The 17,107-nt window shown below is 65.2% G+C and carries 9 protein-coding genes; all 9 read left to right on the top strand.

Annotated features, from left to right (window positions below):
• The first annotated feature begins 111 nt into the window (after positions 1-111).
• The 9 genes from CAG44_RS22255 (at position 112) to CAG44_RS22215 (ending at position 16,871) form a co-directional block, all read left to right on the top strand.
• Positions 112-975, top strand: coding sequence for a LysR substrate-binding domain-containing protein (locus CAG44_RS22255; protein ID WP_015269648.1), 864 nt, complete (start codon positions 112-114; stop codon positions 973-975).
• Between the two features lie 57 nt (positions 976-1,032).
• A complete protein-coding gene (locus tag CAG44_RS22250; protein WP_024086600.1) occupies positions 1,033-2,055 on the top strand; it encodes an AraC family transcriptional regulator in 1,023 nt (340 codons plus the stop codon).
• Between the two features lie 78 nt (positions 2,056-2,133).
• Complete coding sequence (locus CAG44_RS22245; RefSeq protein ID WP_085693005.1) at positions 2,134-6,642, top strand: NEL-type E3 ubiquitin ligase domain-containing protein; 4,509 nt, start codon at positions 2,134-2,136, stop codon at positions 6,640-6,642.
• A gap of 120 nt (positions 6,643-6,762) precedes the next feature.
• Positions 6,763-11,193 carry a dermonecrotic toxin domain-containing protein gene (locus CAG44_RS22240; RefSeq protein ID WP_085693004.1) on the top strand — a complete coding sequence of 1,477 codons (4,431 nt, stop codon included), beginning with the start codon at positions 6,763-6,765 and terminating at the stop codon, positions 11,191-11,193.
• A gap of 122 nt (positions 11,194-11,315) precedes the next feature.
• Positions 11,316-12,962 carry an acyl-CoA synthetase gene (locus CAG44_RS22235; protein WP_085693003.1) on the top strand — a complete coding sequence of 549 codons (1,647 nt, stop codon included), beginning with the start codon at positions 11,316-11,318 and terminating at the stop codon, positions 12,960-12,962.
• A 13-nt stretch (positions 12,963-12,975) separates the two neighbouring features.
• Positions 12,976-13,743 carry an SDR family NAD(P)-dependent oxidoreductase gene (locus tag CAG44_RS22230; RefSeq protein ID WP_013971831.1) on the top strand — a complete coding sequence of 256 codons (768 nt, stop codon included), beginning with the start codon at positions 12,976-12,978 and terminating at the stop codon, positions 13,741-13,743.
• Positions 13,744-13,754: 11 nt separating this feature from the next.
• A complete protein-coding gene (locus tag CAG44_RS22225) occupies positions 13,755-14,948 on the top strand; it encodes an acetyl-CoA C-acyltransferase (protein ID WP_085593209.1) in 1,194 nt (397 codons plus the stop codon).
• A gap of 8 nt (positions 14,949-14,956) precedes the next feature.
• Positions 14,957-16,084, top strand: coding sequence for an acyl-CoA dehydrogenase (locus CAG44_RS22220; protein ID WP_025338375.1), 1,128 nt, complete (start codon positions 14,957-14,959; stop codon positions 16,082-16,084).
• 13 nt (positions 16,085-16,097) lie between these two features.
• Positions 16,098-16,871: an enoyl-CoA hydratase gene (locus CAG44_RS22215; RefSeq protein ID WP_013971834.1), complete on the top strand. Its 774-nt coding sequence runs from the start codon at positions 16,098-16,100 to the stop codon at positions 16,869-16,871.
• Positions 16,872-17,107: the final 236 nt, after the last annotated feature.

The following is a 17,107-nucleotide window of genomic DNA, read 5'->3' as shown; positions in this document are numbered from 1 at the left end:
CCGTTATTCCTCACAAGCGGTGGGCTGAAACTACGGGGCCTAGGTTGCAATTGGCGCTGTCATCAATCAAATTGTTTGTTGTTATTCGAGCTATAAGTCAGGCCGATAAATATGAACCTGTTCCAGTTGCGTGCCTTCGATGCCGTGGCCCGTGAGGGCAGCTTTACCCGTGCCGCCGCACGCCTGTTCATCAGCCAGCCGGCGGTGACCGGGCACGTGAAGGCGCTGGAGGAGCACTACCAGATCACCTTGCTGCGGCGTACCGCGCGGCGGGTGGAGTTGACCGAAGAGGGCACCCGCCTGGCGGCCATCACCCGCGCCATGTTCGGCCTGGCCGAAGAGGCGCAGGCCATGCTCGAGGCCAACCGGCAACTGCTGACCGGGCGCCTGGAGGTGGCGGCCGATGGCCCGCACCGGGTCATGCCGATGCTGGCGCTGCTGCGCGAGCGCTACCCGGGCATTACCGTCAACCTGCGCCTGGGCAATGCCCAGGAAACCTTGGCGGCATTGCTCAGCGAACATGCCGACGTGGCCGTGCTGACCGAGATCGAGCCGCGCAAAGGCCTGCATTTGCAGAACCTGTGCGAGTCGCGGTTGTGCGCCTTGCTGCCGGCGGGGCATGCCTGGGCCAGCGGCGAGGGTGATTTGCCGCTGGCTGAGCTGCACCAGCAGATCATGGTGTTGCGCGAACCCAGCTCCACCACCCGGCGCACCTTCGACAAGGCCTGCAGCAAGGCCGCCGTGCAACCTCGGGTGCTGCTGGAGCTGGATAGCCGCGAGGCGGTGACCGAAGCGGTGGCCTCGGAGTTGGGCATTGGCGTGGTGTCGTCCACCGAAGTCGCCAATGACCCGCGGGTAGTGGCACGCCCGCTGGCCGGTGACGGCCTGGTCAACCAGCACCTGATCGGCTGCCTGGAGCGCCGCCGTGAGCTGCGCCTGATCCAGGCGTTCCTCGGCCTGGCGGCGGGGCTGTGATGGCTGTTTTCAACGGGGCGGCCTAAGATGGCCGGCATTGAGCCGACAGGACCGTCGATGAGCGAGAAAGACACCATTTCCATGCAGCTGGTGCGCGAAGCGCTGTTGCAGACTTGCCCAGCCGGCGAGCCCGATACTGGCTTGCTGGCCCGGGCGGGTATCGCCGTCGAACAACTGCACCTGCCAGCGGCACGGGTCAGCGCCGAGTCCTATGCCCGGCTCTGGCGTCTGCTGGCGCGGCGCTGCAACGATGAGTTCTTCGCCATGGACCCGCGCGGTCTGCGCAGCGGCAGCCTGGCGTTCATGTGCCGTGCCAGCATGGGCCAGCCAACCCTGGGCGCCGGCCTGGAAACCGCGCTGGCGTTCCTGTCACTGATGCTTGAAGACCTGCAGCCAAGCCTGGTGCGCCAGCAAGGCCTGGCCGAAATCGTCATCAACGAACCGCGTGACACACCGCGCCGCGCTTTCACCTATTTCACCTTCTGGATGATCGTGCACGGTGTGACCTGCTGGTTGGCCGGGCGGCGTATCCCGATCCTGGCCATCGATCTGCGCTGTGCCGAACCGCCGTTCTGCGATGACTACCGGGTGATGTTTTCGGAAAACCTGCAGTTCGAGCGCCCGCGCACGCGCATGATCATCGCTGCCGAATGCCTTGAGCTGCCGCTGCGGCGCAGCGAAGAAGAACTGCAGCGCTTTCTGGCCGAGGCGCCGGGCAACATCCTGGTCAAGTACCGTGACCCGGCCAGCCTCGGGCGGCGCATTCGCACCGACCTGCTGCGCCTGGACCCGGGGCAGTGGCCCGATGGCGACAGCCTGGCGCGCCAGTTGTGCCTGTCGCCTTCTACCCTGCGCCGACGGCTGGCCGAAGAGGGGCAGAACTACCAAGGGTTGAAGGACAGCGTGCGTCGTGAGCTTGCAATTGCCTGGCTGAGCCAGGAAGACGCGGCCATGGGCGAAATCGCCGAGCGCCTGGGCTTTGCCGACAGCAGTTCGTTCTACAAGGCGTTTCGCAAGTGGTTCGGCTGCAACCCTGGGCATTACCGTGCGCTGATCCTCAAGCGCGGCAGTGGCGGCTAGGGAACCACGCCTTCCCGCTGCCGGCCGCCGCCGCTGGCAAGCATCGTGACAAGTCGATCACTGACCAGGAAATCGACGATGTCTCAACCTGCCTTGCACCCCAAGTTGCTTCACCCCGCCGAAGATTTCATCGCGCAAAGCTTGCCCGCCTGGCTGAAGGCGGCCAAGCCCAAGCAGCTTGCCAGGCTGCAATTGCGTTTCAACGCCTATCTGGCGAGCCAGCGGAAGATGGCAGGGTTCGCCGACCGTCTGCAGCCTCTGGACCGTTTCGCCAAGCAACTGTTCGAGCCTGCCTTGCGCCAGGACAGCCAGCTGAAGCTGCAGGTCGACCTGGACAAACTGGTGTGGCGCGAAACACGCGCACGGCTGGATGTGAGAACCGGCTTGATCCCTGATTATCAACCGTACTTCGTGCGCATGCCGGCCTTGCAAAAGCTGTTGCAGAACTTCAAGGCCAACGAGTCCTTCTTCCTCGGCACCGCCTTGACCCTTCCGGCAGCCCACCAGGACGAGCAGGTGGTGAGCGCAGACATCGACCGGATTGTCAGCCTGTGCCGCCAGGTGGATGTCGGCAGCGCCTACCAGCGGCACCTGGCGCAGGTATTGACCCCTGACTTTGAAAAAGCCCTGACCACCGACCGGCGCCTGGAACTGGCCGTGGCGGTCGAGATCGCGGCCATCAAGCAGCAGCTGGATCCGGAAGACCTGCTAGTGCTGCGTATCGCGTGCAAGGTTGAACCCGCCGTGATCAAGGGGCCGGTGCAGCTGGAGATCGGTGCTCTGCAAGTCCTTGGCTGCCGGGTGGATGGCGCGCTGGCCGTTGAGTTGATCGAGCAGCCCCGCCACCAGTCCACGTTTCCCTTCGGGGTACCTGGGCGCTTGAAAAGAGTGATCCTGTATACCCCTGACGATCAGGCGCAACCCCTGCGCGCGTTCACCAATTGGGATGAGGCGAACCGCGTCCTGGCCACGGCGATGGGCAACCAGGACTATCGGCAGGCATTCGTGCGGCGCATTGCCTTGGGTGATCGCGCCACTTGCGAGCAGGCTTTGGCTACCCGCTTGCAGGATGCACAGCCTGACCTGGAACCCCGCAGGGTGTTGGAAGCGGGGGACGGTTTTGCGTCGATGGCCGCCTGGCACATGCAGCGAATCAAGGCCGATGCACGTTTCCTTGCGGTGCCCACCGCCCAGGCCGATGACGCGGCTGCGGAGCAGCGCATGGACGAGCTCAAAGGCGCCGGCCTGGTATTGCTCAACCTGGCGGGCCTGTTCGTGCCGGTCATCGGGGCTTTGCTGGTGGCGGACCTGGCCAGGCAACTGTTGATCGAGACCTTCGAGGGCGTGCGTGACTGGCAGTTGGGCCATCAGCATGAGGCCTTGACGCATATGCTTCAGGTGGCCTTCAGCGTGGCAACCACCGGTGCGGTGGTTGTCGGTGCCCACCTGGCCCGCAGCGCATTCGTCGAAACCCTGGAGCCGGTCATCACCGAAGATGGCCGGCAACGGCTGTGGCGCAATGAGCTGGCGCCTTACCAGGAAACTACTCCACCCGTTCAGCTGACGGAGCTCGACAACGGCTTGCTCGCCGAGGGTGAGCGCCATTGGTGGCGGTCGAATGGTGCCTTGTATCGGGTAAGGCAAACCGCCAATGGCGCTTGGCGCTTGCTGCATGCCGAAGGTGACGCGGCGTTCGGGCCGGTGCTGGAACGTTGCTCTGCGCGTGGCTGGCGGCTGGCTTACGAGCGGCCACTGGAATGGCAGGGCGCCGCACTGTTGCTCGGGCGGCTTTGGCCGGCGGCGACCGCGATGGACGCCGTGCGGGTGGAACAGGTGCTGAAGGTCGCGGATGTCGACGAGGCCTACCTGCGTGGTCTGCTGGTGGAACGGCGAGGGTTGCCGGTGCAGCTGCGCGATACCTTGCAGCGCTTTGCCGTGGACGCACGCGCGCAGGCCTTTTTCAGCCGGCTGGAAGCGGGGGAGGCTGATACCGCTACCGAACTGTGGCAATGGTGCATCGAACGGTTGCAACTGCAGGGTGAAACCGTCGAAGAACAGGTGCTGTCGATCCGTGACGCGGCAAGCGAGTTGCGTGAGGCGATGCTCGAGCATTTCTCCAGGCTTGACCTGGCCGACGACCCGCTGCTGGGCTTGATCCAGCGCGACTTCCCGACGCTGCCAGACGCCTATGCCCTCGATGTGCTCGAGCAGGCTACCGAGGCTGTGCGCTTGCGCATGCAGGCAGAGTCCCGCCTGCCGCTGGCGTTGGCTGAACAGGCGCGGGTGGCCCTGCAACTGGCGCGCCTGACCCGCATGCGCGAAGCGTTGTACCTGCAAGGCAGTTACCGGCCGGAAGTGGTGGCGCTGGCCTTTGCCCTGCTGCGTCGGCATGGCCCCAGCGCTGCCAGGTTCAACCTGGTATTGCGCCGTGACCCGTATGCCGGGGCAGCGATGGAGCGGCTGTTCGCCGAGACCGACCTTGAGCAGGCCGTGGTGCTGGTCAGGCGGGAGGGGCGCTTCCAGCTCTACAACGACAGAGGCTTGCCGGATGAGCGCGAGGTCGCCGCCCCCGAGGGGCTGTTCGAGGTGCTGGCCGCTTGCCTGCCGGTGGAATACCGGGTGCGACAGGGGTGGAATGGCGCCGATGCGCCGACCAGAATCCGCGAGCAGATGCAGGCCTGGCTACCCGGTGACCGGCAGGCCCTGCTGCGCCTGCTCGGCTGGCGGGAGGCAAGGCCCATGGCATCGCCCATGCAGCGTTTGGCCGATGGCCGAGCGGGCTATCCACTGGGTGGCTGCCAGTCGTGCATCGGCTCGCCGGAGCGCGTGGTGCGGCAGCGGGTGCGCGCGTTGTATCCCGGTATCGGGGATGTCGGCGTCGATCGCTATGTCCAGAGCCTGTTGGACATACGCGGGGGGTTGTTCGAGAACCTGCTGCGCGTCGAGCAGGAATACCGCCGCCTGGATGACAGCTTGCTGGCCTGGGTTGAAGAGGTGGCGGGCAGCGCCAGTCGCGCACGCCGACGTGTTGCAGATTCGTTGCGGCGTGCCTGGCAGATGCGCAGCGACCGCGCCGTCGGGGCTATCGGCAACGATGCAATGCTCAGCCTGAGCATCGTCGCCGTACCGGTGGGCAGCCTGCCCGTGTTGCCGGTCGGGACGGACTTCTCGCACGTTTCGGAATTGACCCTGTCGGCGCTCGGTCTGGACGCCATCCCGTCGGGGTTCCTCGCCTGCTTCCCCAATCTGCTGTGCCTGGACATGAGCGACAACGCCTTGCGCACGCTACCTGCGGGGCTGGAGCGGTTGACCGCCTTGCGCCAGTTGCTGATGCCGCGCAACCGTATTCGTATCTCGGAGCCGCAGGCCAATGTGCTGACCGGCCTGGCGCTCTTGCGTTCGCTGGACCTGAGTGACAACCCGCTCGGCGACATCAGGCTACAGTTCGAGCGGCTGCCCAGCTTGCGGATCCTGCGTTTGAACCGGGTGCAGATGACGGCGCTGCCCCGGGGCCTGGAGTGGTGTGGCCTGTTGGTGTTCGCCGATCTTCGCAACAACCAGATAGCCGAGTTACCGGCAGCCTTGTTTCAGGCCCCGTTGCAGTTGCGCCGTGCCATGCACCTGGAGGGCAATGCGCTGCCAGTGCAGGATCTCGATCGCCTTTATGCCGCCGAACGCCTGCTGGCCACGCCCCGCCCGCAACGACACGCCCCGGCTCGGGAACAATGGCTGCAGACCCTGGACCCAGCGGCGCGGCAGGAGCAGCAAGGGAAATGGGATGCGCTGAATGCCGAGCCCGGCAGCCTGGCTTTCTTCGAACTGCTCAGGCAACTGACGAGCACGGCCGAATTCAGCAAGGCGCCGGCCGAACTCGGGTTCAGGGTATGGGCAATGCTGGATGCCGCCCATGCCGATACCGCCACGCGCATGGCCCTGTTTGACCTGGCAGCGGAGCCCACCACCTGTGTGGACAGCGTTTCCACCGTGTTCAGCCGCCTTGAGGTGCGCATGCATGTCGAGCAGGCCACCCGCGGCGGCGACCCGATTTCGACCCGCGCGGCACGCCTGCAGTTGGCCAAGCGGCTGTTTCGCGTGCACTGGGTAGAGAAAATCGCCCGGCGCGAAATCGACGCCCGCTACCAGGATGGACGTTGGAGCCTCGGGAACCACGATGAGGAGGAGGTGGAGGTCAATCTTGCCTACCTCAGCGGCTTGGCCCAGCGCCTGGACCTGTTGGGCCAACCTCGCCACATGCAGTTTGGCAGGCTGGCCAACGTGTCGCCGCTGCAACTGGAGGAGGCCTTCAAGGAAGTGCTGGAGGTGGAGGCGGGCGAGCAACGGGTCGTGTTCATCAGCGAGCGTGATTTCTGGTTGCCGGTACTGCGGGCAGAACATGCGGACGACTTCGAAACCCTTGAAACGCAATTCTCCCTGCGACTGGAAACTCTGGACGAGCAAAGGGAGACCTTGACCAGTGACGAGTACTGGAACCTGAGCAACGCCCTGCGCGATGAGCGCGAGCAGGCCCTGGCCGGCCTTGCCCAGCGCCTCACGCACGAAGCGTTCATGGTGCCAGAGGCAAAGTGACGGCGCTTCACGGGCGGCACGCAGTGTGCCGCCCAGCTTCTACCGCAGGGGTTCCCTCTGCGCAAGCGCCGGCAGGTTGCACACCATGCGTGGCTTTCGACAGCCATCCAGGGACCTGCCATGACCCGCGAACCACACGCACCACAGCCCGCCTCTGCGTCTTCCAGCCACTTGCACGACGGTTTCATCGGTGACCGGTTGCCTGCCTGGCTCAAACAGGCCACGCAAAGCCAGATACGCACCTTGCGCGAAAACCTGGAAGCCCATCATGCCACCCAGGCCCGGTTGCGCGGGATCACCCTGGCGCTGCCGTCACCACAGCAGTTCGCCGAACGGCAATTCGCCAGTTTGTTGCGCGAGCCGCTGCCGGGCGACGTAGCGTTCTGGCAGTTGGAGTGGCTGGAGGTTTCCCATCGTTTTTCGTCCACGCTCGGCGCTGAGCCGCAATTTCCCACTTACGGGCAACGGCGTGAAAACGGCTTGCTCCGCCTGATGCGCAACTTTGCCGCCAGCAACGATTTCTACCTGGGAACCGGGTTGGTCGCGCCGGGGCAGGAACGGGTACTTTCGCGAGGCACCGATGAACTGGTCGAGGCGTGCCGCAAGCTCGATGCCGGGCGCCTGTACCAGCAGGAGCTGGACCGCACATTCGATGCCGCGGCACAGCGCATCTTGTGTGAAGACAAACGCTCCGGGCTGCGCCTGGCCGTGCAGGTTGCCGCGCTGAAAGGCGAGATCACCGAGCCGGTCAAGGAGGCATTGCACGCCCTGGTGGATAAACCCGCGGATCGGCGATCCGCCAGCCTCACGGGCCACCCGGGCCTGCTCGAAGCCCTCGGTTGCCCAGTGGCGGATGGTGTGTGGATTCAACTTCGCGACACGCATGGGCAAACGCAGGGCGGCGTGCTCTACCTGCCCAGCGACCCGGTACAGGCGTTGCGGCACTTCGACAGCCACGCCTCGATCAATAGCGCGTTGGTGGCCGAGCTGCGCCATGAACCCTATCGCCAGGCGTTCAGCCAGTTGATCGGCCTGGATCAGCGTGCCGGGTTCATGCACAAGCTGCAGGCCCGCCTGAAGGATGACCAGCCGGACCTGGAGCTCGATGGCAGCGTGCCACAGCATGACATTTTCCAGGCGCTGGCTGCACAGCAGACAAAGCGGGTGAAGCAGGATGGCCGCCTGTTGCTGGTGCCAACCGCCGATGCCGATGAAGCCGCATTGCGTGAGCGGCATGAGGCGTGGAAGGCCGCCGGCCTCGATGTGCTCAACCTCGCGGGGCTGTTCATTCCTGTGGTGGGCGGCTTGCTGCTCGGGCAACTGGTGGCCCACACCCTCTCGGAGGTTTTCGAGGGCACGCAGGACTGGTTGCGAGGCCATCAGCACGAGGCGCTGGAGCACATGCTGGGCGTTGCCGAGATACTGGCGGGCACCGCCGCGACGGTGGCGGGCGTCACCTTCGTGCGCAGCGCGTTCGTCGCGGCGCTGGAGCCGGTAAGGCTCGCCAATGGGGCGGGGCGTTTGTGGTCCCGAGATCTGGCAGCCTTTGCCTCGACCCCTGAAACGATCACCTTGGGTGCGGACGGGGCCTATGCCGATGGCGAGCGCCGCTGGATGAAGGCCGACGGGGTCTTCTACGAAGTTCATCGGCCTGACCCCGATGGCCCCTGGCGTCTGCGCCACCCCGGGCGCGAAGAGGCGTACGGCCCGGTCGTGCTGCACAATGGCGAACGCAGCTGGCGCCTGATGCACGATGAGCCCCAGCGTTGGCGCGACCCTGCGAAAATGCTCGATACCCTTTGGCCGCGCGATCAACCTTTTGATAGCCAGCAGGCGCAGCGGATCTTGCGCATGGCCGGCATCGATGAGGACGAACTGCGCGGCCTGCTGGTGGAAAACCGGCGAACGCCCGCCACCTTGCGGGAAACCCTCAGGGCATTCGATGCCGATGCCCGGATCGACACGTTCTTCAGCCACCTGGAACGCGACACTGTCTCCGATCAGGACTTGCAGCTGCTGGCCTGGTGCGAGGCCCGACCGGGCAGCGTAAAAGGGCGTGCCGCAGTGCTTGCGGATCGGCCAAGGTCGAGCGACCTGCTGTTCGCACGGCTGACACGCCTGCCCGAATCGGCGGAGCCTTTGCTCAAGCCGCTGATGGCGCTGGGGCTGCCTGAGCCCTATGCGCGCGATTTGGCCGACGGAGCAAGTCACGACGCTCGCCAGCTGTTCGTCAGTGGTGGAAAGTTGCCGCAAAGCCTGGCCACCCAGGCCAGGTCGTTGTGCTCGCTGGCGAAGGTGAGCAGGGCGTTGGCAGGGTTTTATCTGCCGAGCGCATATAGCGACGAAACGGGCAAGCTGGTGTTGGCATTGCTGAATGTCGAGGCCATTGATGCGTTCAGGCTGGCGTTGAGCAATGCTGCTGCGGATGCCGTGGCGTTGAAACGCATCGGTTCGGTTGGCGATGCGGCCGAGCAGCGGGTGCTGGTGCGTGAGCAAGGGGTCTTTGCCCTGTATGACGGGCAGGGCCGAAAACTCGCGATGCAGCCACCTGCTTCCTCGTGCATCTTCCAGGCTGTGCTGGCCGCACTCGAATCGCGCAACCTGCTGGGCCGTTTGGGCCTGGCCGAGAACGCCAATGCCGAGGGCTTGCGCGAGAAACTCATGGCGCACCTGGGTACCCATGAGGAAATCGCCCGCATGCTGGGCTGGGCGTCGACGGAGCGCTGGTTCAACCCTGGGCAGCGCCTTGCCGATGGCCGCGTCGGTTACCTGCTCAGCGGGCGCGCGGCACTGCCCACCACACCCAGGGAACAACTGCGGGCCGGCCTGAGGCGATTCTTCCCGGGGCTGGGCGATTCGCTGGAAACGCAAGTTGACCGCTGGCTGCTGCAGAATGTGTCGGTCGCCGATGCGCTCCTGGCGCTGCAGGACGATTTTGAGCAGTTGAACCGCGCGCTCAATGGTTGGGTGTCGGCTGCGCTGAGTGACACTTTGCGGGCGCGACGCCAGCTGTTCGCCGAACGATTGCTGCGTGCCTGGCAGGCGCTTGGTGACGATGTGGTGGTCGACAGTGACGGCAAGCGCCAGGGGCTGCGCCTGGTCCTGAATGACTTGCCAACCGATTCGTTGCCGGTCATGCCTGCGCCTATCGATTTCTATCACGTCACCACCCTGGTACTGAGCGAGACGAACATCGGGGTGGTGAACGAGGAGTTTCTGCGGGCATTCACCTACCTGCAGGAACTGGACCTGAGCCACAACCAGCTGTTGCGCTGCCCGCGCGGGCTTGGCTACCTGACCAACCTGCGCCGGTTGCACCTGGGGCATAACCGCATTCGCCTGGATGCCCATGCCATCGATGCATTGAACGGGTTGCCGCTGCTCAGTCACCTCGACCTGAGCTACAACAGCCCGCTGGGAGTGTACGAAATGCGCTTCCATCACCTGCCTCATCTGATCGAGCTGAATTTGTGCCGCTGCGGGCTCAGCGAGTGGCCCAGAGGGCTCGAGCTGTGTGGCTTCCTGCAACGAGCCGACCTGCGTGACAATTTCCTGCGGGGTGTTCCTGACGGCGTGCTGGCCATGCCGCTGGAGTTTCGCCAGCGCATCCTGGTCGATGGCAACCGCCTGAGCATGGCCGATTACGGCAAGCTCTATGCCTTGGAGCCGCTGCTGGAGGACCCGGAGGAAGAGATCGGCCGAGCCTGGTGGGTCGGTTCCGACTCCGCCAGCCATGGGCGTGGTGAGCTTTGGGACCGGCTGAGCACCCGAGACGAAAATGCCCGCCTGTTCGATCTGCTGGAGCTTCTGCAAGGCCTGGCGGACTACAGCTGGCCCAAGGCTTATCTGTTGCGCATGGGCTGGCAGTGTTTGTCGATGATGGAGACAGACGCCGAATTCGCTCGCCAGGTGCAACTGGCGGCAGCCGGTGCGGTAAAGGATGACAACGGTGCCATCGACCTGTTCAGCCGACTGCTGCGTCTGCATGCCGAGCGCGGCGCGGCAGGCGATGGTGCGCAATCCCGAGGCTCGAAGTTGCTGGCGTTGGGGCGCGCCTTGCACCGTCTGGACCGCCTTGACGAGTATGTCGAAGCCGAGCGGCAAAACCTTGAAGGCTTCGCCGAGCCCGCGGTACTGGCGACGTTGGCAATGCGCTACAGGGTACGCTTGCGCACCAGGCTCAGGTTGCCGTTCCAGCCTGCCAGAATGCGCCTCAGGGCCGCCGCCGTAGGGTTGAGCGAGCATCGGCTGCAGGCGGCAGAGGCGGCCGTGGAAAGGGCGAACCTTCTCGTTGATGTAGTCGCAAACCTGTGCACGCGCGCATTCTGGCAGCGCTTTTTGCAACAGCGCTTCGCCCGGCCGTTCAATGACCTTGAGCAACTCGCTGCGGAGCAGCGGGCGGCACTCGCGGTAAGGCGCGATGAACTGGGTGAAGCACAGTATCTGAACCAGGAACAGGCTCTGGATGCGCAGCTGCAGGCCGATCGGCTGGAGTTGCAACTGCAACTGACCGAGCACTACGTGATCAGCCTGGAGCGCGCACCGGGTTGATGGCCACCGGCCAAACCGGTCATCCAGTTTGACAACTTAGGCCATTGCCGCAACGCCAGCGCGGCGCGAACATCGTCGGACCGATGGTTCAACTCCAAAAACAAGAAACCAGGAGTCCGACGATGCGCGATTACACCGAGGCCGCTCGTGCGTTCGACCATGGCCAGGCTGCTGCTGCGGCGCTGCATGGCAACCTCGAAGCCCTCAATGCCTGTGTCGAATGTTGCGACCGCCATGCCGGTGAGGGCAAGACCGCACTGGTCTGGGAAGACCGCGAGGGCAAGAGTGCGCGGTTGAGCTTCGATCAGTTGCAAACACTGGCTGCCCGTTTCGCCAATGTGCTCCAAGCGCAAGGCGTGGGTGCGGGTGACCGGGTCGCCGGCCTGATGCCGCGCACCCCCGAACTGCTGGTCACCATCCTCGCCACCTGGCGTCTCGGTGCGGTGTACCAGCCCTTGTTCACCGCGTTCGGCCCCAAGGCCATCGAACATCGCCTGGAGCAGTCCCACGCCCGCGTGGTCGTCACCGACAGCCACAACCGCGCCAAGCTGGACGATGTGCACGCCTGCCCGACCATCATCACCGTCAATGCCCCCAATGGTGAGCTGGACTTCCAGCAGTGCCTGGACAATGCCGCAGACAAATGCGAGCCGGTCATGCGCTCGGGCAACGACCCGTTCCTGCTGATGTTCACCTCCGGCACCACCGGCCCGGCCAAACCGCTGGAAGTGCCGCTGCGTGCCATCGTCGCGTTCCAGGGCTACATGCGCGATGCCATCGACCTGCGCCCCGAGGACAACTTCTGGAACCTGGCCGACCCGGGCTGGGCCTATGGCCTGTATTACGCGGTCACCGGCCCGCTGTCGCTGGGCCATGCCACCACCTTCTACGATGGCCCGTTCAGTGTTGAAAGCTGCGCACGGGTGATCGACAAGCTGGGCATCACCAACCTGGCCGGCTCGCCCACCGCGTACCGCCTGCTGATTGCCGCCGGGGATGACTTCTCGGCACCGATCAAGGGCCGCCTGCGGGTGGTCAGCAGTGCCGGCGAACCGCTCAACCCGGAAGTGATCCGCTGGTTCGCCGACGAACTGGGCGTGACCATCCACGACCACTATGGGCAGACCGAACTGGGCATGGTGCTGTGCAACCACCATGGCCTGCAGCACCCGGTACACCTCGGCTCGGCCGGCTTTGCCATCCCCGGCCACCGCATCGTGGTGCTGGACGAGCAGGGCAACGAACTGCCCGCCGGCCAGCCGGGCATCCTCGCGGTCGACCGCGAGCAGTCGCCGCTGTGCTGGTTCGCGGGCTACCACGGCCTGCCGACCAAAGCCTTCGTCGGCAAGTACTACCTCAGCGGCGACACCGTCGAGCTGAACCAGGATGGCAGCATCAGCTTCGTCGGCCGCAGCGACGATGTGATCACCACCTCCGGCTACCGGGTCGGCCCGTTCGACGTGGAAAGCGCACTGATCGAGCACCCGGCGGTGATCGAAGCGGCGGTGATCGGCAAACCGGACCCGGAGCGCACCGAGCTGATCAAGGCCTTCGTGGTATTGGCCAGCGGTTACCAGGGCAGCGCCGAGCTTGAAGAGGCTTTGCGCCAGCACGTGCGCCAGCGCCTGTACGCCCATGCCTACCCAAGGGAAATCGAATTCGTCAGCGAGCTGCCCAAGACCCCGAGCGGCAAGCTGCAACGCTTCATCCTGCGCAACCAGGAAGTCGCCAAACAACAAGCGCAACAGGCCACCCCTGCCAGCGCCTGAAAGGAAACCGATCATGCAAATAGCCAACAAACACTTCATCGTCAGCGGCGCCGCCTCCGGGCTGGGTGCTGCCACCGCGCAGATGCTGGTCGAGGCCGGCGCCAAGGTCATGCTGGTCGACCTCAATGCCCAGGCCGTCGAAGCCAAGGCCCGCGAACTGGGCGAAAACGCCCGTTTCGCGGTGGCCGACATCAGCGACGAGCAGGCCGCCCAGGCGGCGGTCGATGCGGCCGTCAGCGCCTTTGGCAGCCTGCACGGGCTGGTCAACTGCGCCGGCATCGTCGGCGCCGAGAAAGTGCTGGGCAAGCAGGGCCCGCATGGCCTTGCCAGCTTTGCCAAGGTCATCAACGTCAACCTGATCGGCAGCTTCAACCTGCTGCGCCTGGCCGCCGCGGCCATGGCCGAAGGGGCTGCCGATGAGGGGGGCGAGCGCGGGGTGATCATCAACACCGCCTCCATCGCCGCCTATGACGGCCAGATCGGCCAGGCAGCCTACGCTGCTTCCAAGGGCGCCATCGCCAGCCTGACCCTGCCGACCGCCCGCGAACTGGCGCGCTTCGGCATCCGTGTGATGACCATTGCCCCGGGCATCTTCGAAACGCCGATGATGGCCGGCATGACCGAGGAAGTACGCGCCTCGCTGGCCGCTGGCGTGCCATTCCCACCGCGCCTGGGTCGCCCGCAGGAGTACGCCGCGCTGGCCCGCCACATCATCGAGAACAGCATGCTCAACGGCGAGGTGATCCGCCTCGACGGTGCACTGCGCATGGCTGCCAAGTAAGGAGAGCGAACATGACCCTCGCCAATGATCCGATCGTTATCGTCAGCGCCGTGCGCACGCCCATGGGTGGCTTGCAGGGCGACCTCAAGAGCCTGACAGCGCCGCAGCTGGGCAGCGCCGCCATCCGTGGTGCCGTCGAGCGCGCCGGCATCGATGCCACCAGTGTCGAGCAGGTGCTGTTCGGCTGCGTGCTGCCGGCAGGCCAGGGCCAGGCACCGGCGCGCCAGGCCGCGCTGGGCGCCGGGCTGGACAAGCACACCACCTGCACCACCCTGAACAAGATGTGCGGTTCGGGCATGCAGGCGGCGATCATGGCCCATGACCTTCTGCTGGCCGGCACCGCCGATGTGGTGGTGGCCGGTGGCATGGAAAGCATGACCAACGCACCGTACCTGCTGGACAAGGCCCGGGGCGGCTACCGCATGGGCCACGGCAGGATCATCGACCACATGTTCATGGACGGCCTGGAAGACGCCTACGACAAGGGCCGCCTGATGGGCACCTTTGCCGAAGACTGCGCCCAGGCCAATGCCTTCAGCCGCGAGGCCCAGGACCAGTTCGCCATCGCCTCGCTGACCCGCGCCCAGGACGCTATCAAGAGCGGTCGCTTTGCTGCCGAGATCGTGCCGGTCGAGGTCACCGAGGGCAAGGAGAAGCGCGTCATCAAGGACGACGAACAACCGCCCAAGGCCCGCCTGGACAAGATCCCGCAGCTCAAGCCGGCCTTCCGCGAAGGCGGCACGGTGACCGCCGCCAACTCCAGCTCGATTTCCGACGGCGCTGCGGCGCTGGTGCTGATGCGCCGCTCCGAAGCCGACAAGCGCGGCCTCAAGCCGCTGGCGGTGATCCACGGCCACGCCGCCTTTGCCGACACCCCGGCACTGTTCCCGACCGCGCCGATCGGTGCCATCGACAAACTGATGAAACGCACTGGCTGGAACCTGGCCGAGGTCGACCTGTTCGAGATCAACGAGGCTTTCGCCGTGGTCACCCTGGCGGCCATGAAGCACCTCGACCTGCCGCACGACAAGGTCAATATCCATGGCGGCGCCTGCGCCCTCGGCCACCCGATCGGCGCTTCCGGCGCGCGCATTCTGGTGACCCTGCTGTCGGCCCTGCGCCAGAACAACCTGCGCCGTGGCGTGGCGGCCATCTGCATCGGCGGTGGCGAGGCCACGGCCATGGCTGTCGAATGCCTGTACTGAGGTGAACCATGCTGGTAACTGACGAGCAACAACAGATCGCCGACGCGGTACGCGCCTTTGCCCAGGAGCGCCTGAAGCCGTTTGCCGAGCAATGGGACAAGGAACACCGCTTCCCCAAGGAGGCCATCGAGGAGATGGCCGAGCTGGGCCTGTTCGGCATGCTGGTGCCGGAGCAGTGGGGCGGCAGCGACACCGGCTACGTGGCCTATGCCATGGCCCTGGAGGAAATCGCCGCCGGTGACGGCGCCTGCTCGACCATCATGAGCGTGCACAACTCGGTGGGCTGTGTGCCGATCCTGCGTTTTGGCAGCGAGCAGCAGAAGGAGCAGTTCCTTACCCCGTTGGCCAGCGGTGCGATGCTCGGCGCCTTCGCCCTGACCGAACCGCAGGCCGGCTCCGACGCCAGCAGCCTGAAGACCCGTGCACGTCTGGACGGCGACCACTACGTGCTCAATGGCAGCAAGCAGTTCATCACCTCCGGGCAGAACGCCGGGGTGGTGATCGTGTTCGCCGTGACCGACCCGGACGCCGGCAAGCGCGGCATCAGTGCCTTCATCGTGCCCACCGATTCGCCGGGCTACCAGGTGGCGCGGGTCGAGGACAAGCTCGGCCAGCACGCCTCCGATACCTGCCAGATCGTTTTCGACAATGTGCGCGTGCCGGTGGCCAACCGCCTGGGTGCCGAAGGCGAGGGCTACAAGATCGCCCTGGCCAACCTCGAAGGCGGCCGCATCGGCATCGCCTCGCAGGCGGTGGGCATGGCCCGCGCGGCGTTCGAAGTGGCGCGCGACTACGCCAACGAGCGGCAGAGCTTTGGCAAGGCGCTGATCGAGCACCAGGCGGTGGCCTTCCGCCTGGCCGATATGGCGACCAAGATTGCCGTGGCCCGGCAGATGGTGCTGCACGCCGCCGCGCTGCGCGATGCCGGGCGCCCGGCGCTGGTGGAAGCGTCGATGGCCAAGCTGTTTGCCTCGGAAATGGCCGAAAAGGTCTGTTCGGATGCCTTGCAGACCCTGGGCGGTTATGGCTATCTGAGTGACTTCCCGCTGGAGCGGATCTACCGCGACGTTCGGGTTTGCCAGATCTACGAAGGCACCAGCGACATTCAGCGCATGGTCATTGCGCGCAATCTTTGAAGGAGCAGACTGCATGGCATTCGAAACCATCCTGTTGGACATCCACGGCAAGGTCGGCCTGATCACCCTCAACCGCCCGCAGGCGCTGAACGCGCTGAACGCGCAGATCGTCGGCGAGATCAACCAGGCTCTGGACCAGCTCGAGCGCGATCCGAACATCGGCTGCGTGGTGCTGACCGGTTCCGCCAAGGCCTTTGCCGCTGGTGCCGACATCAAGGAAATGGCCGAGCTGCAATACCCGCAAATCTACGTAGACGACCTGTTCAGCGATTCCGACCGCATTGCCAACCGGCGCAAGCCGATCATTGCCGCGGTGTCCGGTTTTGCCCTGGGCGGCGGCTGCGAGCTGGCGATGATGTGTGACTTCATCCTGGCGGCGGACAATGCCAGGTTCGGCCAGCCGGAAATCAACCTTGGCGTGCTGCCGGGCATGGGCGGCACCCAGCGCCTGACCCGTGCGGTGGGCAAGGCCAAGGCCATGGAACTGTGCCTGACTGGTCGTCTGATGGGGGCTGAGGAAGCTGAGCGTGCTGGCCTGGTGGCGCGTATCGTGCCGCAGGCGGAGCTGGTGGAAGAGGCGCTGAAGGTGGCTGCGACCATTGCCAGCAAGTCGATTCCGGTGAGCATGATGGTCAAGGAGAGCGTCAACCGTGCGTTCGAAGTCACCCTTAGCGAGGGTGTACGCTTCGAGCGGCGGGTGTTCCATGCGGCGTTTGCTACCGAAGACCAGAAAGAGGGGATGGCTGCGTTCATTGCCAAGCGCGAGGCGCAGTTCAAGGACCGCTGATTGGAATCGGCGTTGCCGCTGCCGCTGCCGTTGCTTTTGCTTTTGCTTTTGCTTTTGCTTTTGCTTCTAAGTGCACGGTAGTTCAGGCGCCGCCGATTGCGACTTCAGGAGGCCGAGCGAAGGGACTGCGGAGGGAGGTGACGGGCATGGATGCCCGTCAAGCGCTGAGGCCCCATGGATGGGGCCTGCAGCGCGTACTCCCGGGAGCAGGCCCGTAGCGAGGGGACCCCGGAGCG

Source organism: Pseudomonas sp. B13(2017) (assembly GCF_002113245.1).
In the GTDB taxonomy this organism is placed as follows: domain Bacteria; phylum Pseudomonadota; class Gammaproteobacteria; order Pseudomonadales; family Pseudomonadaceae; genus Aquipseudomonas; species Aquipseudomonas putida_Z.
Note: the sequence above shows the minus strand (reverse complement) of the source record. Positions and strands in the feature narration are given on the sequence as shown.